General features: G+C 58.5%; 16 protein-coding genes and 1 tRNA gene. 11 read left to right on the top strand and 6 right to left on the bottom strand.

The features are described from left to right. Window positions 1-104: 104 nt before the first annotated feature. The 11 genes from ybgC (at window position 105) to nadA (ending at window position 8,474) form a co-directional block, all read left to right on the top strand. Window positions 105-572, top strand: a complete 468-nt coding sequence (gene ybgC, locus PSH79_RS21295; RefSeq protein WP_305439435.1) for a tol-pal system-associated acyl-CoA thioesterase — start codon at window positions 105-107, stop codon at window positions 570-572. After that, a complete protein-coding gene (gene tolQ / locus PSH79_RS21290; protein ID WP_008080223.1) occupies window positions 562-1,257 on the top strand; it encodes a protein TolQ in 696 nt (231 codons plus the stop codon). Before ybgC ends, tolQ begins: the two co-directional genes overlap by 11 nt. A gap of 23 nt (window positions 1,258-1,280) precedes the next feature. Beyond that, the gene (tolR, locus tag PSH79_RS21285; protein WP_305444044.1) at window positions 1,281-1,733 is read left to right on the top strand and encodes a protein TolR; all 453 of its coding nucleotides are present in this window, start codon (window positions 1,281-1,283) and stop codon (window positions 1,731-1,733) included. After that, window positions 1,733-2,812, top strand: coding sequence for a cell envelope integrity protein TolA (tolA, locus tag PSH79_RS21280; RefSeq protein WP_305439434.1), 1,080 nt, complete (start codon window positions 1,733-1,735; stop codon window positions 2,810-2,812). The genes tolR and tolA overlap by 1 nt, the downstream gene beginning before the upstream one ends. A gap of 17 nt (window positions 2,813-2,829) precedes the next feature. Then, on the top strand, window positions 2,830-4,110 hold the full coding sequence (gene tolB, locus PSH79_RS21275) for a Tol-Pal system beta propeller repeat protein TolB (protein ID WP_305444041.1): 1,281 nt from the start codon (window positions 2,830-2,832) through the stop codon (window positions 4,108-4,110). A gap of 52 nt (window positions 4,111-4,162) precedes the next feature. After that, window positions 4,163-4,660, top strand: coding sequence for a peptidoglycan-associated lipoprotein Pal (gene pal, locus PSH79_RS21270; protein WP_003178634.1), 498 nt, complete (start codon window positions 4,163-4,165; stop codon window positions 4,658-4,660). Window positions 4,661-4,666: 6 nt separating this feature from the next. Continuing rightward, the gene (gene ybgF / locus PSH79_RS21265) at window positions 4,667-5,500 is read left to right on the top strand and encodes a tol-pal system protein YbgF (protein ID WP_305439433.1); all 834 of its coding nucleotides are present in this window, start codon (window positions 4,667-4,669) and stop codon (window positions 5,498-5,500) included. A gap of 164 nt (window positions 5,501-5,664) precedes the next feature. Continuing rightward, window positions 5,665-6,312: a 7-carboxy-7-deazaguanine synthase QueE gene (queE, locus tag PSH79_RS21260; protein ID WP_305439431.1), complete on the top strand. Its 648-nt coding sequence runs from the start codon at window positions 5,665-5,667 to the stop codon at window positions 6,310-6,312. A gap of 1 nt (window position 6,313) precedes the next feature. Then, window positions 6,314-7,006: a 7-cyano-7-deazaguanine synthase QueC gene (gene queC / locus PSH79_RS21255; RefSeq protein ID WP_305439430.1), complete on the top strand. Its 693-nt coding sequence runs from the start codon at window positions 6,314-6,316 to the stop codon at window positions 7,004-7,006. A gap of 62 nt (window positions 7,007-7,068) precedes the next feature. Next, a tRNA-Lys gene (locus PSH79_RS21250) sits at window positions 7,069-7,144 on the top strand. Between the two features lie 271 nt (window positions 7,145-7,415). Then, window positions 7,416-8,474, top strand: coding sequence for a quinolinate synthase NadA (gene nadA, locus PSH79_RS21245; protein WP_305439429.1), 1,059 nt, complete (start codon window positions 7,416-7,418; stop codon window positions 8,472-8,474). Between the two features lie 135 nt (window positions 8,475-8,609). Here nadA and PSH79_RS21240 read toward each other — a convergent pair whose 3' ends face one another. The 6 genes from PSH79_RS21240 to gcvH all read right to left on the bottom strand — a co-directional run bounded on the left by PSH79_RS21240 (window position 8,610) and on the right by gcvH (window position 15,813). After that, window positions 8,610-9,098 (bottom strand): RDD family protein, encoded by a 489-nt coding sequence (locus PSH79_RS21240; protein ID WP_305439428.1) that lies wholly within the window; start codon window positions 9,096-9,098, stop codon window positions 8,610-8,612. Between the two features lie 98 nt (window positions 9,099-9,196). Next, window positions 9,197-9,409 carry a cold-shock protein gene (locus tag PSH79_RS21235; RefSeq protein WP_003175786.1) on the bottom strand — a complete coding sequence of 71 codons (213 nt, stop codon included), beginning with the start codon at window positions 9,407-9,409 and terminating at the stop codon, window positions 9,197-9,199. A gap of 404 nt (window positions 9,410-9,813) precedes the next feature. Continuing rightward, entirely contained in the window at window positions 9,814-10,938 is a 1,125-nt protein-coding gene (gcvT, locus tag PSH79_RS21230) for a glycine cleavage system aminomethyltransferase GcvT (RefSeq protein ID WP_305439427.1), read from the bottom strand. A 51-nt stretch (window positions 10,939-10,989) separates the two neighbouring features. After that, entirely contained in the window at window positions 10,990-12,366 is a 1,377-nt protein-coding gene (locus PSH79_RS21225; protein WP_305439426.1) for an L-serine ammonia-lyase, read from the bottom strand. Between the two features lie 199 nt (window positions 12,367-12,565). After that, complete coding sequence (gcvP, locus tag PSH79_RS21220; RefSeq protein ID WP_305439425.1) at window positions 12,566-15,418, bottom strand: aminomethyl-transferring glycine dehydrogenase; 2,853 nt, start codon at window positions 15,416-15,418, stop codon at window positions 12,566-12,568. An 11-nt stretch (window positions 15,419-15,429) separates the two neighbouring features. Next, complete coding sequence (gcvH, locus tag PSH79_RS21215; protein ID WP_016773514.1) at window positions 15,430-15,813, bottom strand: glycine cleavage system protein GcvH; 384 nt, start codon at window positions 15,811-15,813, stop codon at window positions 15,430-15,432. Between the last annotated feature and the right edge of the window lie 416 nt (window positions 15,814-16,229).

Below are 16,229 nucleotides of genomic sequence, written 5' to 3'. Positions count from 1 at the left end.
CAGGGTTTGTACTGTCTGAGGACGGTACTTTTGCGGTAAAGCCTTTGAACAATGAAAAACAGTTGCCTGGCCGGATTGGCAACCTGAGGAGTAAGCACTAGAGTATGCGCGCGCAAAACGGGCTTGAGCCGTTCGCACATCGTTGTCGCGTTTATTACGAGGACACCGATGCGGGCGGCATCGTGTATTACGTTAATTACCTCAAGTTTATGGAACGGGCTCGAACCGAGCGGCTCCGCGAGCTGGGCTTTGCCCAATCGCAGCTGGCAGGGGAGGATCTGTTGTTTGTCGTGCATTCCAGCGAAGCGCGCTATCACGCGCCGGCGCGACTGGACGACGAGCTGTTGGTAAGCGCTGAAGTAATCGAATTGAACCGCGCCAGCCTGCGCTTTAAACAGCAGGTCAGGCGGGCTGCGGATAATGTGCTGCTCTGCGAAGGGCAGTTTTTGGTGGCCTGTGTGCGCACTAACAGTTTGAAACCCCGGGCCCTTCCCGAAGACCTGCGTGCGGCCTTCGCCGACGCGGGCGGCCCGGGTACACACTCAAAGCAGGAGATAAAGCGTGGAAGCTAACGTCGTCGACCATTCCTCCATGTGGAGCCTGGTCAGCAATGCCAGCATCGTGGTGCAGTTGGTAATGTTGACTCTGGTGGCCGCATCGGTGACCTCATGGATCATGATCTTTCAGCGCAGCAACCTGCTGCGTGCCGGTCGACGCGCCCTGGAGAGCTTCGAGGAGCGCTTCTGGTCGGGTATCGATCTGTCCAAGCTGTACCGTCAGGCGGGTAGCAACCCGGATCCGGATTCGGGCGTCGAGCAAATCTTCCGCGCCGGTTTCAAAGAGTTCTCCCGTCTGCGTCAGCAGCCAGGTGTCGATCCTGAGGCGGTGATGGAAGGCGTGGCCCGTGCCATGCGTGTGGCCATCTCCCGCGAAGAAGAGAAGCTGGAGCAGAGCCTGCCGTTCCTCGCCACCGTTGGTTCGGTCAGCCCGTACATCGGCCTGTTCGGTACCGTTTGGGGCATCATGAACTCCTTCCGCGGTCTGGCCAGCGCCCAGCAAGCCACCCTGGCCACTGTGGCCCCGGGTATTGCCGAAGCACTGATCGCCACGGCGATCGGCCTGTTCGCGGCAATTCCTGCAGTAATCGCTTACAACCGTTTTGCAGCTCGCAGCGAAACCCTGCTGGGCCGTTACTACACCTTCGCCGATGAATTCCAGGCGATCCTGCACCGCAAAGTGCACACCAGCGAAGAATAAGCAGGTAATTTCCAATGGCTTTAATCGCTCGAGCTCGCAAAAAGCGCAAGCCGGTCGCCGAGATGAACGTGGTGCCTTACATCGACGTGATGTTGGTGCTGCTGGTCATCTTCATGGTAACCGCGCCGATGCTCAATCAGGGCGTGAAAGTTGATCTGCCCAAGGTTTCCAGCGAAGCCTTGCCGCAGGACAACAACACCCAGGTCCTGACCATTTCGATCAAGGCTGACAAGACCTATTACTGGAACCTTGGCAGCGAAGTCGACACCGAAAAGCAACAGGACAGGGCTCTGACCCTGCCGCAGATGACCGATGCGGTGACCAAAATCATCGCGGCCGGCAACGGTAACGGCAAGCGTACCCAGGTCTTTATTCGCGGTGATAAAACCGTCGATTATGGTTCCGTCATGGGCGCCATGGGCGGGTTGCAGAAAGCCGGGGTCGGTAATGTTGGTTTGATTACCGAGGCTCCCTGATGCAGCAACAGCGAGAGCCGTCCGCCTCGGAAAGCTTCTTCTGGCCTAGTGTCTGGGCGATTGTCTTGCACGTGCTGGTGTTCGGCATGCTGTTTGTCAGTTTCGCGTTTACACCAGAGCTGCCGCCGGCCAAGCCGATTGTCCAGGCGACCCTGTACCAACTGAAATCGAAAAGTCAGGCAACCACCCAGACCAATCAGAAGATTGCGGGTGAGGCGAAGAAATCCGCCGCGCGCCAGACCGAAGTCGAGCAGATGGAGCAGAAAAAGGTCGAGCAGGAAGCGGTGAAAGCTGCGGAACAAAAGAAAGAAGAAGCGGCTCAAAAGGCCGAGGAAGCCAAGAAGGCCGACGAGTCGAAAAAAGCGGACGAGGCGAAAAAGGCTGACGAAGCCAAAAAAGCCGATGAAGCGAAGAAGACCGCCGAAGCCAAGAAGGCAGAAGAGAAACAATTGGCTGATATAGCCAAGAAGAAATCTGAAGAAGAAGCCAAAAAGGCTGCTGAAGAAGAGGCCAAGAAAGCAGCCGCTGAAGAAGCCAAGAAGAAGATTGTCGAAGACGCGAAGAAGAAAGCCGCCGAAGACGCCAAGAAGAAAGCTGAAGCTGAAGAGGCGAAGAAGAAAATCGCCGACGAAGCGAAGAAGAAAGCTGCTGCCGATGCTGCGAAGAAGAAAGCGCAGGATGCGGCACGTAAATCTACCGAAGACAAAAAGGCTCAGGCCTTGGCAGATTTGCTTTCCGACACGCCACAGCGTCAGCAGGCCTTGGCCGATGAGCAGGGTGACGAAGTCGCGGGCAGTTTTGATGACCTGATTCGTGCGCGAGCAGCAGAGGGCTGGGCTCGCCCACCTTCAGCACGCAAAGGCATGACGGTGGTGCTGCAGATCGGCATGTTGCCGGACGGTACGGTGACTTCGGTCAGCGTGGCCAAATCCAGTGGCGACGGTCCGTTCGATGCTTCGGCAGTCGCAGCGGTCAAGAATATTGGACGTTTGACAGAAATGCAGGGAATGAAGCCGAGCGATTTCGCTCCGTATCGTTCATTCAAGATGACATTCACACCTGAGGATCTAGCCTTGTGAGAAACCTTCTTCGAGGAATGCTGGTCGTGATCTGCTGCATGGCAGGGATCGCGATGGCTGATGAAAAGAACATTCTGGTCACCAGCGGCAGCGATCGGGCTACTCCGATCGCCGTTGTACCGTTCGGCATGCAGGGCGGTGCCGTGCTGCCGGACGACATGGCTGAAATCATTGGTAACGATTTGCGCAACTCGGGCTACTACTCGCCTATTCCAAAGCAAAACATGATCAGCCAGCCAAGCCAGCCGAGCGAAATCATCTTCCGTGACTGGAAGGCGGTGGGTGCTCAATACATGATGGTCGGCAGCATCGCTCCAGCGGGCGGTCGCCTGCAGGTGCAATGGGCGCTGTTCAACGTTGCCACCGAGCAGAAAGTGGCTGACGGCAGTGTTTCCGGCACTACCGAGCAATTGCGCGACATGGCGCACTTCATCTCGGACCAGTCGTTCGAAAAACTCACCGGTATTCAAGGTGCGTTTTCGACCCGTCTGTTGTACGTAACGGCTGAACGCTTCTCCGAGAAGAACACCCGTTACACCCTGCAGCGTTCGGACTATGACGGTGCGCGCGCCGTGACTCTGTTGCAATCGCGTGAGCCGATCCTGTCGCCGCGCTTCGCGCCGGATGGCAAGCGCATCGCCTACGTGTCGTTTGAACAGAAGCGTCCGCGGATCTTCATGCAGAACATCGACACCGGTCGCCGTGAGCAGATCACCAACTTCGAAGGCCTGAATGGCGCACCAGCCTGGTCCCCGAATGGCGATCGTCTGGCGTTCGTGCTGTCGAAAGACGGTAACCCGGACATCTACGTCATGAATCTGGCTTCGCGTCAGATCAATCGTGTCACTGCGGGCCCGGGCATCAACACCGAACCGTACTGGGGCAAGGATGGCTCGACCATCTACTTCACCTCGGACCGTGGCGGCAAGCCGCAGATCTACAAAACCAGCGCCAGCGGCGGCGGTGCCGAGCGTGTGACGTTCGTGGGCAACTACAACGCCAACCCGAAACTGTCGGCTGATGAAAAGACTTTGGTGATGATCCATCGTCAAGACGGTTTCACCAATTTCAAGGTGGCGGCCCAGGATTTGCAGCGAGGTAGTGTAAAGATCCTCACTGATAGCACTCTGGACGAGTCACCCACTGTTGCGCCCAACGGCACCATGGTAATCTACGCCACCCGCCAACAGGGCCGGGGAGTCTTGATGCTCGTGTCCATCAATGGACGCGTTAGGCTCCCGCTTCCTACCGCTCAAGGCGAAGTCAGAGAACCGTCCTGGTCCCCTTACCTGAAGTGAGCGGGCGCTACACGTTTTACTTAACACACTGGGGTTCATTAGGAGTTTCACGATGGAAATGCTGAAGTTTGGTAAATTTGCTGCGCTGGCTCTGGCCATGGCTGTAGCTGTAGGTTGCTCGTCCAAAGGCGGCGACAACGCCGGTGAAGGCGCTGTTGATCCAAACGCTGGTTACGGCGCAAACACTGGTGCCGTTGACGGTTCCCTGAGCGAAGAAGCTGCTCTGCGCGCAATCACCACCTTCTACTTCGAATACGACAGCTCGGACCTGAAGCCAGAAGCCATGCGCGCTCTGGACGTTCACGCCAAAGACCTGAAAGCAAACGGCGCTCGCGTTGTTCTGGAAGGCAACACCGACGAACGTGGTACTCGTGAGTACAACATGGCACTGGGCGAGCGTCGTGCGAAAGCCGTTCAACGCTACCTGGTACTGCAAGGTGTTTCCCCAGCTCAGCTGGAACTGGTTTCCTACGGCGAAGAGCGTCCAGTTGCTACCGGCAACGACGAGCAGTCCTGGGCTCAAAACCGTCGCGTCGAACTGCGTAAGTAATTCGATATGCGAACGTGCCGTCGTGCTGTAACTGTTCTGGCTCTCAGCCTCGCGCCGCTTGCGGCGTTGGCTGCGGTTCCTGTGGTCGATGACAACTCCGGTTATAACAATAGCGGGAGTAGTTATCCGCCTGCGGGTTACGGTACGAACGGCGCCTATGCCGGGGGAGCGGCTTCGGCCCCTGCCTCGGCACAAGGCATGCTGTTCAACCAACTGCAACAAATGCAGGATCAGATTTCGCGCCAGCAAGGTGTGATTGAAGAACTGCAGAATCAGGTTGCGCGCATGAAGCAAGAATCCCTGGAGCGATACCAGGATCTTGATCGGCGCATAGGATCCGGTGTTGCACCTGCCGCGACTCCTGAGAATTCTTCTACCGGTGGCGATGCAAGTGCTGCTGCCGGTGCTGCCGCTGGCGCCGGGGCTGCTGCCCAGGCACCTGCTGCGAGTAGCGAACCGGGTGATCCGGCCAAGGAAAAGCTGTATTACGATGCCGCTTTCGACCTGATCAAAGCCAAGGATTTCGACAAGGCCAGCCAGGCTTTCGCCGCTTTCCTGCGCAAATACCCGAACAGCCAATATGCGGGCAACGCCCAATACTGGTTGGGTGAAGTGAACCTGGCCAAAGGTGATCTGCAAGGTGCAGGTCAAGCATTTGCCAGGGTTTCGCAACTGTATCCCAAGCACGCCAAAGTGCCGGACTCGCTGTACAAGCTGGCTGATGTAGAGCGCCGCCTGGGTCATAACGACAAGGTAAAAGGCATTCTGCAGCAGGTTGTTGCCCAATATCCGGGCACATCTGCCGCTCAGTTGGCCCAACGCGATCTGCAACGAATGTAAGTTGCTTGACCCTTTGGAAGAAACCCGCGCCTGTCGCGGGTTTTTTCGTTAGAATTCACGCCCTTTTTCTGAAACACGCTTCTAGTGGTCTGCGCGTTGGCGGGATTGCCTGAAGTGCCTGACGGAGGCGGACAGCCTGTTTAGCTGTTACGCCCGTGGCGACTATGCAAGACACATTGAGAATCACCGAAGTTTTCTACTCTTTGCAGGGGGAAACGCGGACTGCCGGGCTGCCCACTGTTTTTGTGCGTCTGACCGGTTGCCCTTTGCGTTGCCAATACTGCGACAGTGCCTATGCGTTCAGTGGCGGCACCGTCCGCACCCTCGACGATATCCTCGAGCAAGTAGCCGGATTCCGTCCGCGCTATGTATGCGTCACCGGCGGTGAGCCTCTGGCACAGCCTAATGCCATTCCTTTACTCAAGCAGTTGTGTGATGCCGGTTACGAGGTCTCGCTGGAAACCAGCGGTGCTCTCGACATTTGCGCTGTTGATCCACGCGTCAGTCGTGTCGTCGACCTGAAAACACCGGGCTCGAAAGAAGCGCATCGCAACCGATACGAGAATATCGAACTGCTGACCCCCAACGATCAGGTGAAGTTTGTCATCTGCTCGCGGGAAGACTACGACTGGGCCGTTTCCAAGTTGATTCAGTACGGACTCGACCAACGTGCCGGTGAAGTCCTGTTCTCGCCAAGTCACCACGACTTGAATGCGCGGGATCTGGCAGATTGGGTCGTAGCGGATAACCTGCCGGTACGCCTGCAATTGCAACTGCATAAATATCTTTGGAACGACGAGCCGGGGCGCTGACATGACTGAGCAACTGAACACTACCGACAAACGCGCAGTCATTTTGCTGTCTGGCGGCCTGGACTCGGCGACGGTCGTAGCCATGGCTCGCGCCGAAGGCTATAGCTGCTACACCATGAGCTTCGATTACGGTCAGCGTTCGCACGCCGAATTGCATGCTGCTGCACGTGTTGCCCGCGACCTCGGTGTGATCGAGCACAAGGTGATCGGTCTGAATCTGAACGGCATGGGCGGTTCGGCCCTGACGGACACCAGCATCGAGATTCCTGAAGAGCTGGGCGAGGGCATCCCGGTGACTTACGTGCCGGCGCGCAATACCGTTTTCCTGTCGCTGGCACTGGGCTGGGCTGAAGTGCTCGGTGCCCGTGACATCTTTATTGGTGTGAATGCGGTGGATTATTCCGGTTATCCGGATTGCCGTCCCGAGTTTATCGAGTCCTTTGAGCGCATGGCCAATCTGGCTACCAAGGCTGGGGTTGAAGGCAATGGCTTCCGCATTCAGGCGCCACTGCAGAACCTGAGCAAGGCGCAGATCGTCCAGGCTGGCGTGAAGCTCGGCGTCGATTATGGCCTCACCGTTTCCTGCTATCAGGCCGATGATAATGGCCGTGCATGCGGTAAATGCGACAGCTGCCGCCTGCGTGCGGAAGGCTTTGCGGCGGCCGGCGTGAGCGATCCAACACCTTATTTTTGATTATTTTCAAAAAGGTGTTGAATAGTCCTTAAAAATCAGTATTATACGCGCCACCACACAGCGGGTCGTTAGCTCAGTTGGTAGAGCAGTTGGCTTTTAACCAATTGGTCGTAGGTTCGAATCCCACACGACCCACCATATTTGGCGGTTTAGAAAATCCGGAAGGCCCACGAAAGTGAGGATTTCCGGGTTTTTTTTTGTCTGCAATTCGGGCATGCGTTGTTTCAGTGCGGGCAGCGCTGACGCAGGTCAGAATCATCTTTTGTATCCACGGGATATTCTGTAGCCTTGCGCAGCTTCAACGCTGTCCGTGCCTGATAAAACTCACTCTCCCGGCGGTACCCTCAAGTGGTCCGGAGCCGGGTGTATACTCGACTTTCGCGCGAAAGCGCCTGCAGGTCTTGCGAACATGACGCAGATTTCCGAACGCCTTCTGGTTCAAGCTCATCTCGACGCGAAACAGCCCAAACCGCTGACCGCCGAGGAAGAGGCTTATTACCGTTCTGCCATCGCCGCCGAGCTCAAGGCTCAGGACGCGGTGCTGGTGGCCCACTTTTATTGCGATCCGGTGATTCAGGCTTTGGCCGAAGAAACCGGCGGCTGTGTCTCCGACTCCCTGGAAATGGCCCGCTTTGGCAACGCTCATCCGGCCAAGACCGTGGTAGTCGCCGGCGTGAAGTTCATGGGTGAGACCGCGAAGATTCTCAATCCGGAAAAACGTGTGCTGATGCCGACCCTGGAAGCGACGTGCTCGCTGGATCTGGGTTGTCCGGTAGACGAGTTCTCAGCGTTCTGCGATCAGCATCCGGAACGCACGGTGGTGGTTTACGCCAACACGTCTGCCGCCGTGAAAGCCCGGGCCGACTGGGTGGTGACGTCAAGTTGCGCACTGGAGATCGTCGAAAGCCTGATGGACAACGGCGAAACCATCATCTGGGGGCCGGACAAGCACCTGGGCACCTACATTCAGCGCAAGACCGGCGCCGACATGCTGCTCTGGGACGGTGCCTGTATCGTCCACGAAGAGTTCAAATCCAAGCAGCTCGAGGATATGAAGGCGTTGTACCCGGATGCAGCGATTCTAGTGCACCCGGAGTCGCCGACATCGGTAATCGAACTGGCGGATGCTGTTGGTTCCACCAGCCAATTGATCGCCGCTGCGCAGTCCTTGCCGAACAAGACTCTGATCGTCGCCACTGATCGCGGCATTTTCTACAAGATGCAGCAGCTATGCCCGGACAAGGTCTTCATCGAGGCGCCAACTGCCGGTAACGGCGCAGCGTGCCGCAGTTGCGCGCATTGCCCGTGGATGGCCATGAACACTCTTGAGCGCGTGCTCAAGAGCTTGAAGGAAGGGACGAACGAGATCTTTGTTGATCCGGCGTTGATTCCGCAGGCGATTCGGCCGTTGAAGCGGATGCTGGATTTCACTCAGGCTGCACGGATGAAGCTGGCCGGTAACGCCTGAGGTCTTTCAGGCAACAAACAAACCTGTAGGAGTGAGCCTGCTCGCGATAGCGCTGTGTCAAACAACGAATATGTTGACTGACATACCGCTATCGCGAGCAGGCTCACTCCTACATTGGTATTCGGCGTCTGGAAATTACTTGCTCTTCTTCGGAACGCGAACGACGCGAGTATCGGAATAGATGTCATGCCACGTGCGCTTCTGCTTGTCATAGAGCGACCAGAAGAATCCCAGGCCGACGCACAGCCATGAAGCAATCGACACCATAAACCGCAACAGCGCCTGCCACAGGCTGATCGCCGTGCCGTTGGCGTTCTGCACGCGAATGCCCCACACCTGCATGCCCAGCGTCTGACCGCCATGGGTCCAGAATTTGGCGAAGAAGGCAAACAGCACCAGCAGTAATACGGTGGAATACAGCGGATCGCCGTCCAATTGCCCGGCATCGGTCATCACGCGCAGACGTTCTTCGCCGATGATCGCCGCCTGAATGAGTTTATAAATGAAGCCGGTTACGATCAGCAGGGCGGTGCACAACAGAAAGTCATAGAACATCGCTGCCAGACGACGGCCGAGGCCAACGGGAGGAAAGTCGCCCTGGGGCGTGAGCAGGTGTTTCGACATGGCGGCCTCTGGACGCAAAATGAAGCGCCATTTTACGGATTCGCGCACACAAAAAAGCCCCTGATATCAATATCAGGGGCTTTTTCGTTACAGAAGTATCAGGCTTCTGCTTGTACTTCGTCAGCCTGCATGCCTTTCTGGCCTTGCACAGCAACGAAAGTCACTTTCTGGCCTTCTTTCAGGCTCTTGAAGCCGTTGCCCTGAATAGCGCGGAAATGCACGAACAGATCCGGACCGCTTTCTGGAGTGATAAAACCAAAACCTTTCTCGTCGTTAAACCACTTGACGGTACCGCTCTGACGTTGGGACATTTCTTATTTCCTTTGACGCATAAATTGATGACAGTCTCTTTCTCATGAAAGAGTACTGGGGCTGGTTGCAGGAGAGTAAGAAGACGTCGAGCGGGATGTAGCTTACTTGTAGGCTACTGCCCAGGTCACGATTCCAAGCTGACCCATGCAAACACAGTGGACAAACTCTACGCCAACTACGGGAGAAAAAACAAGCCCCGCGAAGGCCCCGGTTTTGCTGCTCTTGCTGGCACTTAGTCAGTTCGCTAGTGCGGGCTTAGACGATTAGCGTGTTCCATTGTTTTCGATCGTTATAAGCAAAGTTCATATTCGAATCAGATGTTAGAAAATGCACTTTTTTGTGGCGATTGCGTTACACATTAGTGCACGCATAACGCAATCGCGTTACTTATAGAAACAGTCAATCAACCGCGATAGTAGCGTTGCGGAACAAATGGCATTTTGCTTACAAGCATCTGCACCTTTTTCCCACGAACGATGGCCCAGACTGGTGTGTCGAGAGCGACATAAGCGCTGTCGAGGTAACCCATTGCCAGTGGGCCGCCCAGTGTCGGGCCGAAACCACCGCTGCACACGCTGCCGATGATCTCGCCGGCTTCGTTGACGATTTCTGCGCCTTCACGCACTGGCGTCCGTTCCTGCGGAAGCAGGCCGACGCGTTTGCGTGCGACACCGTTTTGCTGCTGGGCGAAAACAGTCTCAGCCCCCGGGAAACCGCCGGCCCGCGGACCATCAGCACGGCGCGGCTTGGAAATTGCCCATAACAGGCTGGCTTCGATCGGCGTGCTCTCGGTGTTCATGTCGTGACCGTAGAGGCACAGGCCGGCTTCCAGGCGCAGAGAATCGCGGGCACCGAGGCCGATGGCCTGGACTTCCGGTTCGGCGAGCAGGGCGCGGGCGAGTTTTTCCGCATCGGCGGCCGGCACCGAGATTTCGAAACCGTCTTCACCGGTGTAGCCCGAACGGCTGACAAAGCAGTCCACGCCCAACAGGTTCACGCGATTGAACTGCATGAAGGTCATCTTCGCCACGTCAGGAGCGAGACGCGCGAGCGCGGTGACGGCGGCCGGACCTTGCAAGGCGAGCAGCGCGCGCTCCTCGAATAGCGCCGTAATGGTGCACTGATCGCCGATGTGTTTTTGCAGGTGGGCCAGATCCTGATCCTTGCACGCGGCGTTCACTACGAGGAATAGCTCATCGTTACCGAGGTTGGCCACCATCAGGTCATCGAGGATGCCACCGCTCTCGTTGGTGAACATCGCGTAACGCTGCATGCCCACTGGCAGGTCGATGATGTCCACCGGCACCAGGGTTTCCAGGGCTTTGGCGGCGTTGGCGCCGGTCAGGCGGATCTGGCCCATGTGCGAAACATCGAACAGCCCGGCCTGCTCACGGGTGTGCTGGTGTTCCTTCATCACGCCGAGCGGGTATTGCACCGGCATGTCGTAGCCGGCGAACGGCACCATGCGGGCGCCGAGTTCGATGTGCAGTGCGTGCAGCGGGGTTTTCGACAGTTGTTCGGTGGACATGCGGAACTCCTTGATTCACACCAACCCTCTCCCGGAGGGAGAGGGGGCTAATTAGCATTCGATAATGTTGACCGCCAGACCGCCGCGGGCGGTCTCTTTGTATTTGCTTTTCATGTCGGCGCCGGTCTGGCGCATGGTACGGATGACCTTGTCGAGGGACACGAAGTGCTGCCCGTCGCCGCGCATGGCCATACGCACCGCATTGATCGCTTTCACCGAGCCCATGGCATTGCGCTCGATGCACGGCACTTGCACCAGCCCGCCAATCGGGTCGCAGGTCAGGCCGAGGTTGTGTTCCATGCCGATTTCCGCCGCGTTCTCGACTTGCTGAACGCTGCCGCCGAGTACTTCGCACAAGGCGCCGGCAGCCATCGAACAAGCCACGCCGACCTCGCCCTGACAACCGACTTCGGCACCGGAAATCGAGGCGTTTTCCTTGTAAAGAATGCCGATGGCGGCCGCGGTCAGCAGGAAACGCACAACGCCGTCATCGTTCGATCCAGGGATAAAACGCATGTAGTAATGCAGCACGGCCGGAATGATCCCCGCCGCGCCATTGGTTGGCGCGGTGACCACGCGCCCACCATTGGCGTTTTCTTCGTTGACCGCCAGCGCGTAGAGATTGACCCAGTCGAGCACCGACAGCGGATCACGCAACGCCGACTCCGGGTTCTTGCACAGTTGCCGATGCAGCGCTGCCGCGCGACGTTTGACTTTCAAACCGCCCGGCAAGATGCCTTCGTTACGACAACCAGCAGCCACGCAGTCCTGCATCACTTGCCAGATCTTCAGCAGACCGGCACGGGTTTCCGCTTCCGGGCGCCAGGCGCTTTCGTTGGTCAGCATCACCTGGCTGATCGACAGACCGTAAGTGCTGCAATGCGCGAGCAAGTCCTTGGCGCTTTTGAACGGGAAGGTCAGCGGGGTGGCGTCTTCGACGATGCGGTCGGCACCGGCCGCGTCCTCATCGACAACAAAACCACCGCCGACCGAGTAGTACTCGCGGCTGCGGATCTGAATGCCCGCCGCGTCGAACGCACGGAAAATCATGCCGTTGGGGTGATAGGCCAGCGGCTTGCGGATCATCGCCAGATGTTCTTTCTCGTTGAACGCGATGCTGTGTTCACCGAGCAGATTCAAGCGACCGCTGCCGCGAATGTCTTGCAGACGGGCGGCGACGGTTTCGGTGTCGACGGTGTCCGGGTGTTCGCCTTCAAGGCCGAGCAGCACGGCTTTGTCGCTGCCGTGCCCCTTGCCGGTGGCCCCGAGCGAGCCGTACAACTCGACTCGAACGCTGGCGGTGGTGGTCAGCAGGTTTTCACGACGCAAGCCTTCGGCGAAGCGCGCGGCTGCGCGCATCGGGCCGACGGTGTGGGAACTGGAGGGGCCGATGCCAATCTTGAACAGGTCGAACACGCTTAACGACATGAGTGGTTCTCCGGTTTCTTGTTATAGGAATTGGCGGATTTTGCGGCTGACCGCATTCCCTTGTAGGAGTGAGCCTGCTCGCGATAGCGGTGTGTCAGATAACAATCATGTCGACTGATACACCGCTATCGCGAGCAGGCTCACTCCTGCACGGGATCTGCGGTGTGTGCGGGATCAGCAAAACTGATCCCGCACTGGTTTAAGCGTAGCTTTCGATCGACGGGCAGGCGCAGACCAGGTTGCGATCACCGAACACGTTGTCGACGCGACCGACCGGTGGCCAGTATTTGCCTTCGATCAACGAGGCCACCGGGTACACGGCTTGCTCGCGGCTGTACGGGTGAGTCCACTCGCCAACCAGTTCCGCCGCGGTGTGCGGCGCGTTCTTCAGCGGGTTGTCGTCCTTGTCCAGCGTGCCGTTTTCCACCGAGCGGATTTCTTCGCGGATGCGGATCATGGCGTCGCAGAAGCGGTCCAGTTCTTCCTTGGATTCGCTTTCGGTCGGCTCGATCATCAGCGTGCCGGCGACCGGGAACGACATGGTCGGGGCGTGGAAGCCGAAGTCGATCAGGCGCTTGGCGACGTCATCAACGCTGATGCCGCTGCTGTCTTTCAACGGACGCAGATCGAGGATGCATTCGTGCGCCACCAGACCGTTGCTGCCGGTGTACAGCACTGGGTAGTGCTCTTCGAGGCGACGGGAAATGTAGTTGGCATTGAGGATCGCCAGTTGCGAAGCGCGCTTCAGGCCGGCGCCGCCCATCATGCGAATGTACATCCAGGTGATCGGCAGAATGCTCGCGCTGCCGAACGGTGCCGCGCAGACCGCGCCTTCTTTACGCTCCATGGTGCCGTGCCCCGGCAGGAACGGCGTCAGGTGCGACTTGACGCCAATCGGGCCGACGCCCGGGCCGCCACCGCCGTGTGGGATGCAGAAGGTTTTGTGCAGGTTCAGGTGCGAGACGTCGCCACCGAACTTGCCCGGGGCGCAGAGGCCGACCATCGCGTTCATGTTGGCGCCATCGATGTACACCTGGCCGCCGTTGTCATGAATGATCCCGCAGATTTCGCGGATACCTTCTTCGAACACGCCGTGGGTCGACGGGTAGGTGATCATCAGCGCGGCGAGGTGTTCGCGGTGCTCGATGGCTTTGGCACGCAGGTCTTCGATGTCGACGTTGCCGCGAGCGTCGCACGCGGTCACGACCACACGCATGCCAGCCATGTTGGCGGTGGCCGGGTTGGTGCCGTGGGCGGACGACGGGATCAGGCAGATGTCGCGGCGGTCATCGCCACGGCTCTGGTGATAGGCGCGGATCGCCAGCAGGCCAGCGTATTCGCCTTGCGAACCGGCGTTCGGTTGCAGCGAGATCGAGTCGTAACCGGTGGCGGCGCAGAGCATCGCTTCCAGTTCATCGGTCAGTTGCTGATACCCGGCGCTTTGTGCGGCCGGGGCGAACGGGTGCAGGGCACCGAATTCAGCCCAGGTTACCGGGATCATTTCGCTGGCGGCGTTGAGTTTCATGGTGCACGAACCCAACGGGATCATGGTGCGATCCAGCGCCAGATCCTTGTCTGCCAGTTTGCGCAGGTAGCGCATCAGCTCGGTTTCCGAGTGATAACGGTTGAACACCGGGTGGCTGAGGATCGGCGACTGACGAACCAGTGCAGCCGGGATGGTGCTCTGTACCGAAGCGGCCAGTGCAGCGAAGTCCGGCAGGGTCTTGCCGTCGGCGAACAGGCCCCACAGGGTTTCGATATCCGCCTGGGTGGTGGTTTCGTCGACCGACAGACCGACACGCTGAGCATCGACGACGCGCAGGTTGATCTGCTGGGCGTTAGCCTTGTCGTGCAGCGCGGTGGTTTGCGCGCCAGTGGCCAGGGTCAGGGTGTCGAAGAAGCTTGCCTGCTCGACCGTAAGACCCAGCGCAGTCAGGCCCTTGGCCAGAATCGCGGTCAGGTGATGCACGCGGTTGGCAATCTGGGTCAGGCCTTTCGGGCCGTGGTAGACGGCGTACATGCTGGCGATGTTGGCCAGCAGCACTTGCGCGGTGCAGATGTTCGACGTGGCCTTCTCGCGGCGGATGTGTTGCTCGCGGGTCTGCATCGCCAGACGCAGGGCCGGTTTGCCGAAACGGTCAACCGAAACACCGACCAGACGGCCCGGCATATCGCGCTTGAACGCATCCTTGGTGGAGAAGTAAGCCGCGTGCGGGCCACCGAAGCCCAGCGGTACGCCGAAGCGTTGTGCGCTGCCGATGGCAACGTCTGCGCCGAACTCGCCCGGGGCGGTCAGCAGGGTCAGGGCCAGCAGGTCGGCAGCCACGGCGACCAGAGCGTTGGCGGCGTGGAAGCGTTCGGTCAGTTCGCGGTAGTCGAACACATCACCGTTGCTCGCCGGGTATTGCAGCAGGGCGCCGAAGAACGGGGTGACGTCGCTCAGTTCACGCTCGTCGCCCACAACGACTTCGATGCCCAGCGGCTCGGCACGGGTGCGCAGCACGTCGAGGGTTTGCGGGTGGCTGTGGATCGAGGCGAAGAATTGGTGGCTGCCCTTGTTCTTGCTCAGGCGTTTGCAAAAGGTCATGGCTTCGGCAGCGGCGGTGGCTTCGTCGAGCAGGGAGGCGTTGGCGATCGGCAGGCCGGTGAGGTCGCTGATCATCGTCTGGAAGTTCAGCAGCGCTTCGAGGCGGCCCTGGGAAATTTCAGGTTGGTACGGGGTGTAAGCGGTGTACCAGGCCGGGTTTTCCAGCAGGTTACGCAGGATCGGCGACGGCGTGTGGCAGTTGTAGTAGCCCTGGCCGATGTAGGTCTTGAACAGCTGGTTTTTGCCGGCGATGGATTTGATCATCGCCAGGGCGTCGGCTTCGCTCAGGCCGTCGTCCATGCCGAGCACGCTGGTGCCCTTGATGCTTTCCGGGATGACGCTGGCGCTCAGGGCTTCGAGCGAATCGAAGCCGAGGCTGTTGAGCATGGCTTGCTCGTCACCGGCGCGCGGGCCGATGTGACGGGCGATGAATTCGTTGGCGGTGCCAAGGTTTACTTGAGTCATGACAGGTCTCCTCAGGCTTCGGCTTGGGCTTTGATCAGACGGTCGTAGGCGTCCTGATCCAGCAGTTTGCCGACAGCGGCGGCGTCGCTTGGCTGGAAGCGGAAGAACCAGCCTTCGCCCAGCGGATCTTCGTTGACCAGTTCCGGGGCGTTTTCCAACGCCGGGTTCACTTCCAGTACATCGCCATCGAGGGGCATGTATACGCCGCTGGCGGCTTTCACCGATTCCACGGTGGCGGCTTCAGCGCCTTTTTCGTAAGCCTGCAGCTCAGGCAGTTGCACGAACACCACGTCGCCCAGGGCGTTCTGCGCGAAAGCGGTGATGCCGACAGTAACGCTGCCGTCAGCTTCGGTGCGCAGCCATTCGTGATCTTCAGTAAAACGCAACTCGCTCATGGAAACTCCTCAGGGGCCGGACTCGTCCGGTGGACGCGGTGGAAGGCTTGGGCAGGGAAGCCCTTATTTATGGAGGTTGTTTAGCAAGATCGCGGCCAACGTTTATTAATCCTTATAAATCAATGGCTTGTGTTGTTTTCGAGATGAATGAAATCGCGCTGCTGTAGCGAAAACGCTACAGCTTGGGGCGAGAGAAAAAGCTGAAGCGGATCAAAGCCTTGCAATGCGGTGGCTGGAGAGGGGTGTATCGATATCGTTCCGCTGTAGCGCTTTCAGTACAGATGGAGGTCGTTTTTGAACGGATTTCGAAACCGTTACATAACCTTGTGGGAGTGAGCCTGCTCGCGAAAGCGGCGCATCAGGCACATTAATGTCAATTGACACACCGCATTCGCGAGCAGGCTCGCTCCCACAAA

The sequence above is a fragment of the Pseudomonas sp. FP2196 genome (assembly GCF_030687715.1).
GTDB lineage: Bacteria > Pseudomonadota > Gammaproteobacteria > Pseudomonadales > Pseudomonadaceae > Aquipseudomonas.
Note: the sequence above shows the minus strand (reverse complement) of the source record. Positions and strands in the feature narration are given on the sequence as shown.